General features: G+C 61.4%; 20 protein-coding genes. 1 reads left to right on the forward strand and 19 read right to left on the reverse strand.

The features are described 5' to 3' along the window. From nuoH to Q1A34_RS04510, 19 genes are all read right to left on the reverse strand, one after another. Window positions 1–1,056 (reverse strand): NADH-quinone oxidoreductase subunit NuoH, encoded by a 1,056-nt coding sequence (nuoH, locus tag Q1A34_RS04420; RefSeq protein WP_300031271.1) that lies wholly within the window; start codon window positions 1,054–1,056, stop codon window positions 1–3. Between the two features lie 6 nt (window positions 1,057–1,062). Then, entirely contained in the window at window positions 1,063–1,446 is a 384-nt protein-coding gene (locus Q1A34_RS04425) for a hypothetical protein (protein WP_300031274.1), read from the reverse strand. Continuing rightward, entirely contained in the window at window positions 1,443–3,458 is a 2,016-nt protein-coding gene (gene nuoG / locus Q1A34_RS04430) for an NADH-quinone oxidoreductase subunit NuoG (RefSeq protein WP_300031277.1), read from the reverse strand. Before nuoG ends, Q1A34_RS04425 begins: the two co-directional genes overlap by 4 nt. 48 nt (window positions 3,459–3,506) lie before the next feature. Beyond that, complete coding sequence (locus tag Q1A34_RS04435; protein WP_300031280.1) at window positions 3,507–3,899, reverse strand: hypothetical protein; 393 nt, start codon at window positions 3,897–3,899, stop codon at window positions 3,507–3,509. Next, on the reverse strand, window positions 3,896–4,300 hold the full coding sequence (locus Q1A34_RS04440) for a DUF5333 domain-containing protein (RefSeq protein ID WP_300031283.1): 405 nt from the start codon (window positions 4,298–4,300) through the stop codon (window positions 3,896–3,898). The genes Q1A34_RS04435 and Q1A34_RS04440 overlap by 4 nt, the downstream gene beginning before the upstream one ends. A gap of 121 nt (window positions 4,301–4,421) precedes the next feature. Continuing rightward, on the reverse strand, window positions 4,422–4,745 hold the full coding sequence (locus Q1A34_RS04445; protein WP_300031286.1) for a hypothetical protein: 324 nt from the start codon (window positions 4,743–4,745) through the stop codon (window positions 4,422–4,424). Between the two features lie 5 nt (window positions 4,746–4,750). Then, entirely contained in the window at window positions 4,751–5,245 is a 495-nt protein-coding gene (locus tag Q1A34_RS04450; RefSeq protein ID WP_300031289.1) for a DUF3291 domain-containing protein, read from the reverse strand. Window positions 5,246–5,247: 2 nt separating this feature from the next. Next, window positions 5,248–5,718, reverse strand: a complete 471-nt coding sequence (locus Q1A34_RS04455; RefSeq protein WP_300031291.1) for a DUF5333 family protein — start codon at window positions 5,716–5,718, stop codon at window positions 5,248–5,250. Next, on the reverse strand, window positions 5,715–6,119 hold the full coding sequence (locus tag Q1A34_RS04460; protein ID WP_300031294.1) for an MAPEG family protein: 405 nt from the start codon (window positions 6,117–6,119) through the stop codon (window positions 5,715–5,717). The genes Q1A34_RS04455 and Q1A34_RS04460 overlap by 4 nt, the downstream gene beginning before the upstream one ends. Window positions 6,120–6,124: 5 nt before the next feature. Continuing rightward, on the reverse strand, window positions 6,125–7,420 hold the full coding sequence (gene nuoF / locus Q1A34_RS04465) for an NADH-quinone oxidoreductase subunit NuoF (protein WP_300031297.1): 1,296 nt from the start codon (window positions 7,418–7,420) through the stop codon (window positions 6,125–6,127). A 12-nt stretch (window positions 7,421–7,432) separates the two neighbouring features. Further along, on the reverse strand, window positions 7,433–7,681 hold the full coding sequence (locus tag Q1A34_RS04470; RefSeq protein WP_300031300.1) for a DUF5337 domain-containing protein: 249 nt from the start codon (window positions 7,679–7,681) through the stop codon (window positions 7,433–7,435). Between the two features lie 48 nt (window positions 7,682–7,729). Beyond that, entirely contained in the window at window positions 7,730–8,476 is a 747-nt protein-coding gene (locus Q1A34_RS04475; protein WP_300031303.1) for a hypothetical protein, read from the reverse strand. 76 nt (window positions 8,477–8,552) lie between these two features. Then, entirely contained in the window at window positions 8,553–9,653 is a 1,101-nt protein-coding gene (locus Q1A34_RS04480; protein WP_300031305.1) for an NADH-quinone oxidoreductase subunit E, read from the reverse strand. Between the two features lie 78 nt (window positions 9,654–9,731). Further along, window positions 9,732–10,952: an NADH-quinone oxidoreductase subunit D gene (locus Q1A34_RS04485; RefSeq protein ID WP_300032350.1), complete on the reverse strand. Its 1,221-nt coding sequence runs from the start codon at window positions 10,950–10,952 to the stop codon at window positions 9,732–9,734. A gap of 8 nt (window positions 10,953–10,960) precedes the next feature. Then, entirely contained in the window at window positions 10,961–11,329 is a 369-nt protein-coding gene (locus Q1A34_RS04490) for a nuclear transport factor 2 family protein (protein WP_300031307.1), read from the reverse strand. A 13-nt stretch (window positions 11,330–11,342) separates the two neighbouring features. Next, complete coding sequence (locus tag Q1A34_RS04495) at window positions 11,343–11,516, reverse strand: hypothetical protein (protein WP_300031309.1); 174 nt, start codon at window positions 11,514–11,516, stop codon at window positions 11,343–11,345. Then, window positions 11,516–12,121, reverse strand: coding sequence for an NADH-quinone oxidoreductase subunit C (locus Q1A34_RS04500; protein WP_300031311.1), 606 nt, complete (start codon window positions 12,119–12,121; stop codon window positions 11,516–11,518). Before Q1A34_RS04500 ends, Q1A34_RS04495 begins: the two co-directional genes overlap by 1 nt. A 40-nt stretch (window positions 12,122–12,161) precedes the next feature. Next, window positions 12,162–12,698, reverse strand: a complete 537-nt coding sequence (locus tag Q1A34_RS04505; protein ID WP_300031315.1) for an NADH-quinone oxidoreductase subunit B family protein — start codon at window positions 12,696–12,698, stop codon at window positions 12,162–12,164. After that, entirely contained in the window at window positions 12,689–13,054 is a 366-nt protein-coding gene (locus tag Q1A34_RS04510; RefSeq protein WP_300031318.1) for an NADH-quinone oxidoreductase subunit A, read from the reverse strand. The genes Q1A34_RS04505 and Q1A34_RS04510 overlap by 10 nt, the downstream gene beginning before the upstream one ends. A 415-nt stretch (window positions 13,055–13,469) precedes the next feature. Between Q1A34_RS04510 and Q1A34_RS04515 the strand changes: the two genes are divergently transcribed. Beyond that, window positions 13,470–13,961, forward strand: a complete 492-nt coding sequence (locus tag Q1A34_RS04515; RefSeq protein WP_300031320.1) for a fasciclin domain-containing protein — start codon at window positions 13,470–13,472, stop codon at window positions 13,959–13,961. Window positions 13,962–13,968 lie beyond the last annotated feature (7 nt).

Raw genomic sequence — 13,968 nt, forward strand, 5'->3', positions numbered from 1 at the left:
CTACCCTCCCATCCCCCAGCGGGCATATGCCCCCCAGAACCATTCGAATTTCGCCGCAAAGGCCACAAAGACCACCCAGACGAGGCTGAACGGCAGGAACACTTTCCAGCCCAGCCGCATCAGCTGGTCGTAGCGGTAGCGCGGTGTGATCGCCTTTACCATTGCGAACAAAAAGAAAAAGAAGGCCATCTTGATGACCATCCAGTGCACGCCGTCGCCCAGCAGCGGGATGTCAGCAACACCCGGGATCGGCGTGAGCCAGCCCCCAAAGAACAACAGGGTGGTGAGCGCGCACATCAGGAAGATCGCGATATACTCACCGGCCATGAACAGCAGGAAGGGCGTCGAGGAGTATTCGACCTGATAGCCCGCGACCAGTTCGGATTCTGCCTCGGGCAGGTCAAACGGCGGGCGGTTGGTCTCGGCCAGACAGCTGATGAAGAACAGGAACACCATCGGGAAATGCGGCAGCCAGTACCAGCTCAGCGCACCATAGTCGCCCGCCTGCGCGCCCACGATCCCGCCAAAGTTCATCGACCCGGTGGAGATGATGACGCCGATGATGATCAGACCGAGACTGACCTCGTAGGAGATCATCTGCGCCGCAGAGCGCAGGGAGCCAAGGAACGGGTATTTGGAGTTTGACGCCCAGCCGCCCATGATCACGCCGTACACTTCCAGCGAGGAAATGGCGAAAACAAAGAGGATGGCCACGTTGATGTCGCTCAGCACCCAGCCGTCATTAAACGGGATCACCGCCCAGGCGAGCAGCGCCAGCACAAAAGAGGTCAGCGGAGCCAGCATGAACACCGTGCGGTCCGCACCAGCGGGGACAACCACCTCTTTGACCACATATTTCAGCGCGTCAGCGACCGTCTGCAGCAGGCCAAAGGTGCCCACCACGTTCGGGCCACGCCGCATCTGGACCGCGGCCCAGATCTTGCGGTCGCCGTAGACCAGAAACAGCAGCGAGACCATGACAAAGCCGACAACAGCCAGCACCTGGGCCAGGATCAGGACGGCGATGCCGCCGGGGGTGGTCAAGAAGTCAGCCATAGGTCCTCACACCGTCGGTATTCCAGTTTCCTTGCAGGCCGCCGCGACGACTTTGGCGTCGATCACAACAAGCCCGTCAGGCAGGGTTGGCGAGATGGTGTAAACAGCATCTGCCGCCCACACGCCACCCTCTTTGGTTACTTTTGTACGCAAATGACGCGCAAATCCATATCCCCGGATCAGCGTGTACTGCGCTGCGGCACATTCCGCGTATTTTTCAACATCCGCACTGCTCTGTGCTTTGGTCATCGCCACGTTGAACTGCACCAGATCCACATCCAGCAGCCTGGCCTCTGCCCCGAGATACTCCGGGATAAAGTCCTCGGCCTGCGGCACCGGCGGTGCGCAGGCTGCCAGTGCCAGAGGGGGTATAAGTGCAATCCGCTTCATTCTGCGGCCATGGCCTCCTTGTTGCGGGCTTTGGCATTGGCCGAGAGTTCCGCCATCAGCTGGCTCGCCCGGGCAATCGGGTTGCTCAGATAGAAATCACTGACCGCCTGGCCAAAGTCACCGTCCGACAGCGTACCACGCGCGACAGGCTGCCAGTCGTTTTCCGCGACCTCGTCAATCTTTGCCAGGTGCGGGACCTCTTTCACGAGGGCCTGGCGCAGCTGGGCGACGCTGTCATAGGGCAGCTGAGCATCACATTCCGCAGACAACGCCCGCAGAATGGCCCAGTTTTCCTTGGCCTCACCAGGGGCAAAGCCTGCACGCAGCGCCAGTTGCGGGCGCCCTTCGGTGTTCACAAACAGGCCCGGCTCCTCGGTATAGGCCGCGCCGGGCAGAATGATATCGGCGCGGTGCGCACCCCGGTCGCCGTGGCTGCCCTGGTAGATCACAAAGGGTCCGTCCGCGATCTCAATCTCGTCCGCGCACAGGTTATAGATCACATCCGCTTTGGACACAGCGGCCATGCCGCCCTCATTCACAGCACCGATATCCATCGCGCCCACGCGGGAGGCGGCCGTGTGCAGCACCATGAAGGAAGACTGCGTGGACTCCGCCAGAGCCATCGCTTCGGCAAGGACCGCCGCACCATCCGAGCGCTGCAGTGCTGCCTGACAGACAATGATCACCGAGGGCTTGTCTGCCACACCGGAGTGATCCCGCCCCATCAGCTCGGTCAGCGTCGCCGCGCCGGTGCCGATGTGATTGTATTCATAGGTCAGATCAACTGCCTCGCCGATCAGACCGACGCTTGCACCCTTTGTCCAGGCCTTGCGGATGCGCGCGTTCAGCACAGGCGCTTCAACCGCCGGGTTGCCACCGATGATCATGATCGCCTGAGCGGTGTCCAGTTCCTCGATGGTGGCCGTTCCCACATAGGCCGAGCGGTTACCCGCTGGCAGATGCGCGCCGTCCGTGCGGCATTCCACGACGCCGCCCTTGCTTTCGATGAACTGTCTGAGCGCAAAGGCCGCCTCGACAGACGCCAGATCGCCAACAATACCGGCCACCGATTTGCCGTCCATGGCCGCCGCAGCCGCAGACAAAGCCTCGGGCCAGGATGCAGGGCGCAGCTTGCCGTTTTCACGGATATAGGGCTTGTCCAGCCGCTGCCGGCGCAGACCGTCCCAGACAAACCGCGTTTTGTCCGAAATCCATTCCTCGTTCACCCCGTCGTGGTTCCGGGGCAGAAAGCGCATCACTTCGCGGCCCTTGGTGTCCACGCGGATGTTCGATCCCAGCGCATCCATCACGTCAATGCTCTCGGTCTTGGTCAGCTCCCAGGGACGCGCGGTAAAGGCGTAAGGCTTTGAAACCAAAGCACCAACCGGGCACAGATCAATGATGTTACCCTGCATATTGCTGTTGAGGGTCTGCCCCAGATAGCTGGTGATTTCCGCATCCTCGCCCCGGCCCGTCTGGCCCATCTGGTGAATGCCAGCCACCTCGGTGGTAAAGCGTACACAACGGGTGCAGGAAATGCAGCGTGTCATATGGGTCTCGACCAGCGGGCCCAGATCCAGGTCCTCGGTCGCACGTTTGGGCTCGCGGTAGCGGCTGAAATCAACCCCGTAGGCCATCGCCTGATCCTGCAGGTCGCATTCGCCGCCCTGATCGCAGATCGGGCAGTCCAGCGGGTGGTTGATGAGCAGAAACTCCATCACCCCCTCACGCGCCTTCTTGACCATGGGCGAGTTCGTTTTGACCACGGGCGGCTGACCCTCGGGGCCCGGACGCAGATCGCGGACCTGCATCGCGCAGGAGGCCGCAGGCTTGGGCGGGCCGCCCACCACCTCGACCAGACACATGCGACAGTTGCCGGCAATCGTCAGCCGTTCGTGATAGCAGAACCGCGGGATCTCGATACCAGCCTGCTCACAGGCCTGGATCAGGGTCATCGCACCCTCGACCTCGATCTCTTTACCGTCGATAATGACTTTGCGTAAGTCACTCATATCCTTGACCTTCTCATCGGCACGCAGGTCAGCCTGCGCGCTGTTATCCTATGGTGTCCAGGGCTCAATTACACCGGTGAGCTGGTTTGTGACCATCTCTTCGCCCTCGACCCGTGATGTCATCGTCGCGCGTCCGTTGGGAAATACCCTGAAGCCTGCGACCTTTGCCTTGTCCGGCAATCGTTTGTTGATGTTAAACCCGACGCGCCGCCCGTCCGGCAGATCGCACCAGACGCGCCCCACACTGGCATAGCCCGTCAGAATGATGCGCGGGCCACTGTCCCGCTGTATCTGTTTCACCGGCAGAAACGCGCCCTCGACACCGCAGGCCGTTCCGGCTGGAAACTGCTCAAAACTTGCGGCCATCTTGGTTTTTACGCCCGCAAGTGCAGGCACACAGACCAGCATCAGCACGGCAGACAGTGCCATCAGACGCGTCATTGGCCCACCTCCCGCAACAGCCGCCCGGCGGCACTGCCCGACGCGATCTCGTGGCGGCCCATCGCGCAGTAACCCGCAGTGTCCTGCGCAAAGCCCAGTTCGTTCATCTGCTGCGCGGCCCGTGCGCGCAGGCGGTTCTTTTCGGCATCCGAATTCAGATGCGCCTCGACTTCGGCCCTGGTATAGCCGCGGCTCTCTGCCTCGGCCCGCAGGTCCTGCAAAAACCCCAGGGCCCGGAAGAACCGCGCCGAAATCTCCGGACAGGCTTTGCGAACCGTGTCGGCCAGACCCACCGCATAGAGCCCGTCATCGATCACCGGCACATCCCGCAGAGCCGGGCGCGCCGCCAGCGGGGCGCTCAGCCCGAGTATCATTGCACCTGCCAGCATCAGACGTCCCATCCTGTTTCTCCCGCAGTGACCACGGCGCAGTCAGAAACCCCCGCGCCCTGCTCAGAGATGGGTCCGCACAGGTTCGTTATACAATAACGCCCCCGGCAGACGGGATATGTGGACATATGCCTCACAGCGGGCAGGACCCCGTCAGTGTCAGCGTGTCATCGGCAACCTGCAGTTCTTCGGCGGGGACATCAGGATCGGTTTCCCAGATGATGTCCGAGCTGCCGTAGTTGACCACACAATAGGTAATCGCCTCATAGCGAGCCGCCTCGCGGGCCCCCTCGATCGAGGCCGAGACCGGCCGCGCAGTGGCGCGGAACTGGTGCCGTTCCCCGTCCTTCTTGGCCTTGGCACGGTAAAACTGCCCGTCAAAAAAGATCGTGTCATCATCCGGACCACAGCCCGTCAGCAGCAGCGCTGCCAGCAGGACCGCGCCATATGTCTTCATGCCCGTCACTCTGCCGCAACCTCCCCGCAGCGGTTCTCCTGCCAGAGCCGCGCCTCTTTCAGGTATGACCAGCCAAAGGCGTGATCACTGTCCCCGTGTTTCTTCAGATGCTCCAGACGCGCCAGCGCCTCGTCCAGCGTGGGCTGATGCCCGACAGGCACCCACCACATCACAAAATGCATCTCACCGAGCACCTCAAACCATTCCTGGCGGCGCTCGTAAAACTGCTTGTGGATTGTCCCCCAGACAAAGGTCTCAAGCTCGGCGGCGCTTTCCCAGACCGTGAGGTTCGAGACATACTGCGGATCGCCATCAATGCTAGCTTCTGTGTTGCCAGTGCCCGGCGCGCCCGACCCTTCCATCATCCACACGAACCCCGGCATACGCTTACCGAGACCGTTGATCCGGTCGAGATTGGCCATGAATTCCGCCACGCGCGGATCATCCACAGGGGCCAGCAGGCGCCCGACGTTCAGCTCGGCAAGGTGGTGTCCCTGCATGCTCAGACCCTCCGCATCATATTGCCAACGGGCGAACGTGCATCGATTTCGGCCAGTGCCGCAGCGCAGACAGCCGCGTCATCGGTGGCGTCTACACCGCGCTCTTTAAGGTGCGCGGTTGTAGCCGTGGTCACATCGGCCCGGCGCACCCGTGCGGCAGCAGCATTGATCTGCTCAGGCGCATAGCCCCGTGCCACCAGGGTGTCGAAAAACCGCAGGTTCATTTCCGTGCTCGTCCCCAGACGGTAGCCAACCCCTGCCCCGCCACAGCGCGTGACATAGAAACTCGCAACGCCTGCGTTCCGGGCAAAATACCGTGCGGCCTCATCCAGCTCCGCGCTGTCTGCAGCGGGCGCAGCTGTTTGCGGTGCGCCGGACGGTGGAGCAGCACAGGCCGCCAGCGGGGCGACGACCGCGGCGACAGCCACAGCGCGCAGCCAGCCCGCACCCTGATATGGTGCCAGAACGCTCAAAACGCCGCCACCAGGCCCATCAGGGCCAGCGCCAGAATACACAGCAGGCCCATTGCAAAACAGGCAGACCGCGCGTTCTGGTTTTCTGTCCGGATATGCACAAATGCCATCGCCAGACGCACGACAATAAACGCAGAGGCAAAAAAATTGACCCAGAATGGCGCCGCACCGGCCAGCACCGCCGCTGCGGTTGCGGCAACAAACGGGCCCGACACTTCGACAGCATTCATAAAGGCACGCTCGGCCCGGTAGACGGGGTTGGCATAGTCCCGTTTGGGCTTGCCACAGTCGCACCGGTTCTCCGGCGTGCGTCCGCGCGTGGACACCATGCCCAGCACCGACACCAGTATGGCCCAGAGTGCGAGTGCAGCCAGCGCGTGGGAATATGCCTCAAAATCCAAGTTTGTTACTCCGCCGCGACCGCGCTGACGCGGCCTGTGCGTTTGTGTTTGATCCGGTCTTCGATCTCGTCGCGGAAATGGCGGATCAGGCCCTGAATGGGCCAGGCTGCCGCATCGCCAAGCGCGCAGATCGTATGGCCCTCAACCTGTTTGGTGACATCCAGCAGCATGTCGATCTCTTCGGGTTCCGCCTCACCTGTGACCAGACGGTCCATGACGCGCATCATCCAGCCGGTGCCTTCCCGGCAGGGCGTGCACTGCCCGCAGCTTTCGTGCTTGTAGAACTTCGACAGACGCCAGATCGCTTTGATCACATCAGTGGAATTGTCCATCACGATCACCGCCGCCGTGCCGAGGCCGGAGCGTTGTTCGCGCAGGTAATCGAAATCCATGATCGCGTCTTTCATCTGCGCGCCGGGGATCATCGGCACGGATGAGCCACCGGGGATCACCGCCTTGAGATTATCCCAGCCGCCGCGGATCCCACCGCAATGCGTCTCGATCAGCTCTTCAAAGGTGATCGACATGGCCTCTTCGACCACGCAGGGATTGTTGACGTGGCCGCTGATCGCAAAGAGCTTGGTGCCCGCATTGTTCGGACGGCCAAAGGAGGAAAACCATTCCGGCCCGCGCCGCAGGATCGTCGGCACAACGGCGATGCTTTCGACGTTGTTCACCGTGGTCGGGCAGCCATAAAGACCGGCTCCCGCAGGGAACGGCGGCTTCATCCGGGGCATGCCCTTTTTGCCCTCAAGGCTTTCCAGCAGCGCCGTTTCCTCGCCGCAGATATAGGCACCCGCGCCGTGATGCAGATAGATGTCAAAATCCCATCCGGACCCACAGGCGTCTTTGCCCACAAGACCTGCGTCATAGGCCTCGTCGATTGCACGCTGCAGCGCCTCTTTCTCGCGGATGTATTCGCCGCGAATGTAGATGTAACAGGCATGCGCGTTCATCGCGAAAGACGCGATCAGGCAACCCTCAACCAGCGTGTGCGGATCGTGGCGCATGATCTCGCGGTCCTTGCAGGTGCCCGGCTCGGATTCGTCAGCGTTCACCACCAGATAGGCTGGCCGCCCGTCGCTTTCCTTGGGCATGAACGACCACTTCAGACCGGTGGGAAAGCCCGCCCCGCCCCGGCCCCGCAGACCAGAGGCTTTCATCTGGTCCACGATCCAGTCACGTCCCTTCTGAACGATCCCTGCCGTCCCATCCCAGTGGCCCCGCGCCTGCGCGCCTTTCAGCGAGCGGTCGTGCATCCCGTAGATGTTGGTAAAGATCCTGTCTTTGTCCTCAAGCATATGCCTGCCCTTTTACCTGTCTGCCTGCGCGTCGCGACGCGCACGCTTTAATTGCCACGAGACGATGAACGACCACAAAAGAGCGGCCAGCGCAAAGAGATCAATCAGGATCGACTGTCGCGGTGTCAGCCCCAGACGCGGGGCCAGCCACAGCGACAGCATCCACAGCACCATGGTGCCGACAATCACCAGGCTGACCATCCGGCCCCTGGCGGCAAGAGCGCGGTCCCGCGCCCGTGCTGTCTCGTCCTGCGCACTCATAACGGTCTTGCCCCCGTCTCTGTCCGTTTCCTGTGATCCGTTCCCGGATCAGCTTTCACCTTTGGCCAGTTTTTTGGCCTGACCGACCCAGTCGTCGCGCTCGATACGGCCCTTGAACCGCAGACGCTCATCGACCCAGGCGATGTCTTTCTTTTTCAGGCTGGCCACCTGGTCAAAATGCCAGATCCCCAGACTGTTCAGTGTTTCTTCCAGCTTCGGGCCCACACCGCTGATCTTTTTCAGATCATCCGCGCCACCGTCACGGGCCGCATCCGAAAACGCGGACGGACGGGCGTCTGCCGCCGCCGGTGCATCGGCTTTCTTCGCAGCTGCCTTTTTGGCCGGCGCTTTTTTGGCGGGTGCTTTTTTGGCCGCTCCGGGGGTCGCCTCAGCCTCTTTTTCGTACTTCCAGGAGCCCTTGCGCGCGGCCAGCTCTTCCTGTCCGGGCAGGCGTTTGCTGGGCTTGACGCTGGGTACGGTCGGTGCCGGGGCAACCTGGACCGGATCTGCCCGGGTGGCAGCAGCTGATGGCGTCGGTGCTGTGGCGGATGGTGCAGGTGCCGAAGGTGTCGGCGTGCTTTCCATCCTGACCTCACCCGGTGCAGGCAGCGGGCGTGTCATCACCCAGCTGATCAGAACGCCCAGAATGAGAAAAACAACAACCCCGCCAAAGGCACCCTGCATAAAGCTCCAGCCGCCCAGAAACCACAAAAGGACTGCGGCGAGAACGCCGCCTGCAAGGGCCACAAGCCAGCTGCCCAGTGCCATTCCGATCATACCCTGATTGTTGTCCATGTTACTCCCTCTCCGCGTTTGTCACAGTGTTCCGGAACAGTGTTACCGCGTTTTGCGCGCTTTGGAAAATTTTCGTCTACGTCTCTGCTGCCAGCGCCGACGCCTGGCCAACCCAGTTGTCGCGGCTGACCCGGCCTTTGAACCCGACAAGGTTCTGATCCGCCCAGGCCACATGCTCCGGCGTCCAGGCTGCGATCTGGTCGAAATGGTAAATACCGATGCCGTTGAGCATCTTTTCCAGCTTGGGTCCGACGCCTTTGATCCGCTTGAGATCATCCGCGCCGCCATCACGCGGCGCGTCCAGCTTTTCGGGCTCGGCCCCGGCCACGTCTGTGGCAGGTTTCGCCGCGGCCTTGGCGCCGGAGCCCGGCACTTCTGCCGATTTGTCCGAGGATGCACCGGCTTTGGGCGCGGCTTTTGCGGCTTTTGCAGCTTCCGCGGGTTTCGCCGGCGAGGCGTTGTGGTTTGCCCCTTTTTGCCAGGGCATCAGCAACGGCACCTCTGTGCCATCAATGCGTTTGACCGTGTCGCCGATGTCCACAGCCAGCTGGGCCGAGGCGTTATACTGGGTTTTGCCGCTGTCCCATTCGGTCAGGGATGTCAGACCCTTAAGCGGCTCTGCAGCATAACGGCCGTTCTGCGGCCCCGGGACGGGGACCTTGCCAGCCGCCAGCTCGTCAATGATTTCGCCCATGCGGTCGGCGGTCAGATCCTCGTAGTAGTCTTTGCCAATCTGCGCCATCGGCGCGTTCGAGCAGGACCCAAGGCATTCCACCTCCTCCCAGGAGAAATTTCCATCCGCCGAGACCTCATGCGCGTTCGGCGCGATTCTTTCTTTGCAGACAGCCACCAGATCCTCTGCCCCGCAGATCATGCAGGAAGTCGTTCCGCACACCTGGATATGGGCAATTTTTCCAACCGGTTGCAGCTGGAACATAAAGTAGAATGTTGCCACCTCCAGCGCCCGGATATAGCTCAGACCCAGCATGTCGGCCACATGTTCAATCGCCGGTTTGCTCAGCCAGCCTTCCTGCTCCTGGGCGCGCCACAGGATCGGGATAATGGCCGACGCCTGACGGCCCTCGGGGTATTTGGTCATCTGCCCTTCGGCCCAGGCCTGATTGTCGGGCGTGAACGCGAAAGTGTCGGGCTGCTCGGGGTGTAATCTGCGGAGCATCTGTTCAACCTGTGTGTTTGCGGCGGCTGCAGGAGCCTCCGGCGGGGATATTTCGGGCCAGAAGAAGGAGAGCGCGCATCAGCGGTCAATCTCCCCGAAGACCACATCCATAGTGCCGATGATCGCCGCCACGTCCGCCAGCTGGTGGCCGCGTGACATATGATCCATCGCCTGCAGGTGCAGGAACCCGGGCGCGCGGATTTTGGCGCGATAGGGTTTGTTGCTGCCATCCGCTACCAGATAAACACCGAACTCGCCCTTGGGCGCTTCGACGGCGCAATAGACTTCGCCCTCGGGCACGTGGAAGCCCTCGGTATAGAGCTTGAAGTGGTGGATCAGGCTCTCCATCGAGGTTTTCATATCCGACCGGCTGGGCGGGGTGATCTTGCCGCGGGCCAGAATATCGCCCTGCCCTTCGGGCGCACGCAGTTTCTCAACCGCCTGGTGGATGATCAGGAGCGACTGGCGCATCTCTTCCATGCGCACCAGGTAGCGGTCATAGCAGTCGCCGTTCTTGCCCACAGGGATCTGGAAGTCGAACTCGTCGTAGCATTCATAGGGCTGCGCGCGGCGCAGATCCCAGGCCAGACCCGATCCGCGCACCATCACGCCCGAAAAGCCGTATTCGAGGATGTCATCTTCAGTCACCACACCGATATCGGCGTTGCGCTGCTTAAAGATGCGGTTTTCCGTGAGCAGCCCGTCGATGTCGGCAATCACGCGCGGGAATTCCTGTGCCCATGTCCCGATATCATCGATCAGGTCTTCGGGCAGGTCCTGGTGCACACCGCCGGGGCGGAAATAGGCCGCGTGCAAACGCGCGCCGCAGGCCCGTTCATAGAACACCATCAGCTTTTCACGTTCCTCGAACCCCCAGAGCGGCGGGGTCAGAGCGCCCACGTCCATCGCCTGGGTGGTGATATTGAGGATGTGGTTCAGGATGCGCCCGATCTCGCAGAAAAGCACGCGGATCAGGCTCGCGCGGCGCGGCACCTCGACACCCGTCAGCTTTTCGATGGCCAGACACCAGGCGTGTTCCTGGTTCATCGGGGCCACATAATCCAGCCGGTCGAAATAGGGCAGGTTCTGCAGATAGGTCCGGCTCTCCATCAGCTTTTCGGTGCCCCGGTGCAGCAGCCCGATATGCGGGTCGCAGCGCTCGACGATCTCGCCGTCCAGCTCCAGCACCAGCCGCAGCACGCCGTGCGCCGCCGGGTGCTGGGGCCCGAAGTTGATATTGAAATTCCGGATTTTCTGTTCGCCTGTCAGGGCGTCCTCAAAACCTTTGGAGCCGTCCATCATGGTCTTTACTCCCCATCAAGGCGTGCGCTTACGCGGAACACCTTTGTCAGCAGTTTCCAGGAGCCGCCCACACGGACAAACCCCAAATGATCTTCATAGCGCTGCGGTGGCACATCCACGGTCAGATGCACCCGGGCGATCTCGTCGCCCGCGCTGTCCATGCTCAGAATGTCGTATTGCGCCGGCGCCGGGAACGCATCACGTCCGCGCACCCGCGCCAGATAGGATGCCTTGTCCCAGAAGGTCGCCTCGCCGTTTTCAACCAGCGTCATCTGGAAATTGTCGTGACACAGATCCTCAAAAACCTCTGCCTTTGCGAAGTATACGGCATCGCAATAGGCCAGTGCTGCAGCCTGCAGGTCAGATCCATTCATTCCGTCCGGCATATCAGCGCTTCTCCAGTTCCTGAAGCTTGATGCTCATCCACCAGATCAGCGCCAGAACACCCAGTGGCACAATACAGGCCAGCGACCAGTATTTGTTGATTCCGAAATGCGGCAGCAGTTTCAGCAGCGGTATGACCGTCAGAACGGTAAAGACGATCCAGATCAGACCTTCCATTACTTCGCCTCCTGCTTTTCATCTCCCGGCAGGATGTACTCGGCACCTTCCCAGGGGGACATGAAATCAAACTGGCGGTACTCCTGAACCAGATTGACGGGCTCATAGACCACGCGCTTCTGCGCCTCGTCATAGCGCACTTCGGTATAGCCGGTGGTCGGGAAATCCTTGCGCAGCGGATGGCCGCGAAAGCCATAGTCGGTGAGGATGCGGCGCAGGTCCGGGTGACCCGAGAAGAGGATGCCGAACATGTCGAACACCTCGCGCTCGAACCAGTTGGCCGACGGATGCACCGGAATGACCGAAGGCACCATGTCGCGCTCCCGCACGCTCACGCGCAGGCGCAGGCGGTGGTTCTGGTACATGCTGAGCAGGTGGTAGACCACGTCAAAGCGTTTTGCACGGCCCGGGTAGTCGACGGCGGTGATGTCCACCAGCGTCGAGAACTGGCAGGTCGCATCTGTTTTCAGAAATTCCATCAGACCGGGTATGTTCGACGGGGTCACATCCAGGTTCAGCTCCCCGTGGGTCACATCCCAGGACAGAACGCAGTCGGTGCGCTTGGCCTCAATATAAGCGCCAAGTTCGTTCAGGGCGTCGGACATAAGCGGTCTCCTTACCGGACGGACGAGGGGTCAGACCCGGTTATCGAACAATTGTGCCGGTGCGGCGGATTTTGCGCTGCAGCTGCATGATGCCGTAAAGCAGTGCCTCGGCCGTGGGCGGGCAGCCCGGCACATAGACGTCAACCGGCACAATGCGGTCACAGCCGCGCACAACGGAATAGGAATAGTGGTAATACCCGCCGCCATTGGCGCAGGACCCCATCGAGATCACATAGCGCGGCTCGGGCATCTGGTCGTAGACTTTGCGCAGCGCGGGCGCCATCTTGTTGGTCAGCGTACCGGCCACGATCATCAGGTCCGACTGGCGCGGAGAGGCGCGCGGTGCGGTGCCAAACCGCTCCATGTCATAGCGCGGCATGGCGGTGTGCATCATCTCAACCGCACAGCACGCCAGGCCAAAGGTCATCCAGTGCAGCGAGCCCGTGCGCGCCCAGTTGATGATATCCTCGGTCGAGGTGAGCAAAAACCCTTTGTCCTGAAGCTCACGGTTCAGCTCCTGCGTGGCGACATCGCGGTCAGCACCCGCAATGTTTGCGCCTGCTGCGGCTACTGCCATTCCAGCGCTCCCTTTTTCCATTCATAGGCAAACCCGATGGTCAGCACGGCCAGGAACACCATCATGGACCAGAACCCGACCATGGAAATGTCCTTAAAGGCCACCGCCCAGGGAAAGAGAAAGGCGATCTCCAGATCAAAGATGATGAACAGGATCGACACCAGGTAAAACCGCACATCGAACTTCATGCGCGCGTCGTCAAAGGCGTTGAACCCGCATTCGTAAGCAGAGACTTTTTCCGGGTCCGGGTTGCGCACAGCCAGCACCACGGCGGCCAGGATCAGCACAAGCCCCAGACCAATGGCAACGCCCAGAAAAATCAGGATGGGAAGGTATTCCCTCAGCATCTCGTCCAAAGGTCGGCTCCTTTTTGTCGCCGCAGCGCAGCGGTTCTGCTGTCACGCGGCTAAAGTGACTGCAACGGGTTTACGCCTGTGGCCCCCGGGGGTCAACCGATGCGTGCTGCGAAAACCGGGGCATTTCTTCGCAGTTTCAACGGCTCGCAGCACCGGTGCCGCCCTGCGTCCGGACTGCCGGGCACAGCCCCGGGTCGGCATTGCTGCAGTGCAGGGCCAGGGCATGCGCCGTGAAACGCTGCAAAACAGCCGCAGACGCCTGCCAGAGGGGTGCGGCACCGTTGCAAATCAACAATTTGCAGAAAGTTGTGATCCACATCCCGGGGGCTTCCGTAAACCTTTCATCTTCCGCACCGGGCCCCGCTTTTGGGCACACGGGGCAGGATGTGACCCAACAAGGAACGAAGGAATCACCATGAACAGACGCTTTGCACTGAAATCGGCAATCGCAGCCGGCGCACTGGCGGCCATCGCCGCATGTACACCCGCAGACACAGGCAGCGACATTGTCGATATCGCAGCGGCAGACGGCAACTTTACAACGCTGGTCGCCGCCGTTCAGGCAGCAGGTCTTGTTGACACGCTGAAAAGCCCCGGCCCGTTCACTGTCTTCGCCCCGACAGACGCAGCTTTCGCAGCCCTGCCCGCAGGCACAGTTGAAAACCTGCTCAAGCCCGAGAACAAAGACACGCTGGTCAACATCCTGACCTATCACGTTGTACCGGGCGCTGTTGCCGCAGCGGATGTCCTGGGCCAGCGCCAGTCCGTCGAGGCCGTGAACGGAGGCTCGCTGCACGTTGATGGCCGTGGTGGCATGGTCAAAGTCAACAACGCGACAGTGACAGCTGCAGACATCATCGCAACAAACGGCGTGATCCACGTGATCGACACTGTTCTGCTGCCATAAGACTACC

Source organism: uncultured Roseobacter sp., assembly GCF_947491795.1.
Classification (GTDB): Bacteria; Pseudomonadota; Alphaproteobacteria; order Rhodobacterales; family Rhodobacteraceae; genus Roseobacter.

Bases quoted from the DNA above. Each gene is read 5' to 3' on its own strand.
- Q1A34_RS04450 (WP_300031289.1), bottom strand. From the start codon at position 5,245: ATGCAGGGACACCACCTTGCCGAGCTGAACGTCGGGCGCCTGCTGGCC.
- Q1A34_RS04500 (WP_300031311.1), bottom strand. From the start codon at position 12,121: ATGTCCGACGCCCTGAACGAACTTGGCGCTTATATTGAGGCCAAGCGC.
- nuoF (WP_300031297.1), bottom strand. From the start codon at position 7,420: ATGCTTGAGGACAAAGACAGGATCTTTACCAACATCTACGGGATGCAC.
- nuoH (WP_300031271.1), bottom strand. From the start codon at position 1,056: ATGGCTGACTTCTTGACCACCCCCGGCGGCATCGCCGTCCTGATCCTG.
- Q1A34_RS04480 (WP_300031305.1), bottom strand. From the start codon at position 9,653: ATGCTCCGCAGATTACACCCCGAGCAGCCCGACACTTTCGCGTTCACG.
- Q1A34_RS04495 (WP_300031309.1), bottom strand. From the start codon at position 11,516: ATGGAAGGTCTGATCTGGATCGTCTTTACCGTTCTGACGGTCATACCG.
- Q1A34_RS04475 (WP_300031303.1), bottom strand. From the start codon at position 8,476: ATGGACAACAATCAGGGTATGATCGGAATGGCACTGGGCAGCTGGCTT.
- Q1A34_RS04435 (WP_300031280.1), bottom strand. From the start codon at position 3,899: ATGACGCGTCTGATGGCACTGTCTGCCGTGCTGATGCTGGTCTGTGTG.
- nuoG (WP_300031277.1), bottom strand. From the start codon at position 3,458: ATGAGTGACTTACGCAAAGTCATTATCGACGGTAAAGAGATCGAGGTC.
- Q1A34_RS04470 (WP_300031300.1), bottom strand. From the start codon at position 7,681: ATGAGTGCGCAGGACGAGACAGCACGGGCGCGGGACCGCGCTCTTGCC.
- Q1A34_RS04440 (WP_300031283.1), bottom strand. From the start codon at position 4,300: ATGGGACGTCTGATGCTGGCAGGTGCAATGATACTCGGGCTGAGCGCC.
- Q1A34_RS04485 (WP_300032350.1), bottom strand. From the start codon at position 10,952: ATGGACGGCTCCAAAGGTTTTGAGGACGCCCTGACAGGCGAACAGAAA.
- Q1A34_RS04505 (WP_300031315.1), bottom strand. From the start codon at position 12,698: ATGGCAGTAGCCGCAGCAGGCGCAAACATTGCGGGTGCTGACCGCGAT.
- Q1A34_RS04425 (WP_300031274.1), bottom strand. From the start codon at position 1,446: ATGAAGCGGATTGCACTTATACCCCCTCTGGCACTGGCAGCCTGCGCA.
- Q1A34_RS04445 (WP_300031286.1), bottom strand. From the start codon at position 4,745: ATGAAGACATATGGCGCGGTCCTGCTGGCAGCGCTGCTGCTGACGGGC.
- Q1A34_RS04490 (WP_300031307.1), bottom strand. From the start codon at position 11,329: ATGAATGGATCTGACCTGCAGGCTGCAGCACTGGCCTATTGCGATGCC.
- Q1A34_RS04515 (WP_300031320.1), top strand. From the start codon at position 13,470: ATGAACAGACGCTTTGCACTGAAATCGGCAATCGCAGCCGGCGCACTG.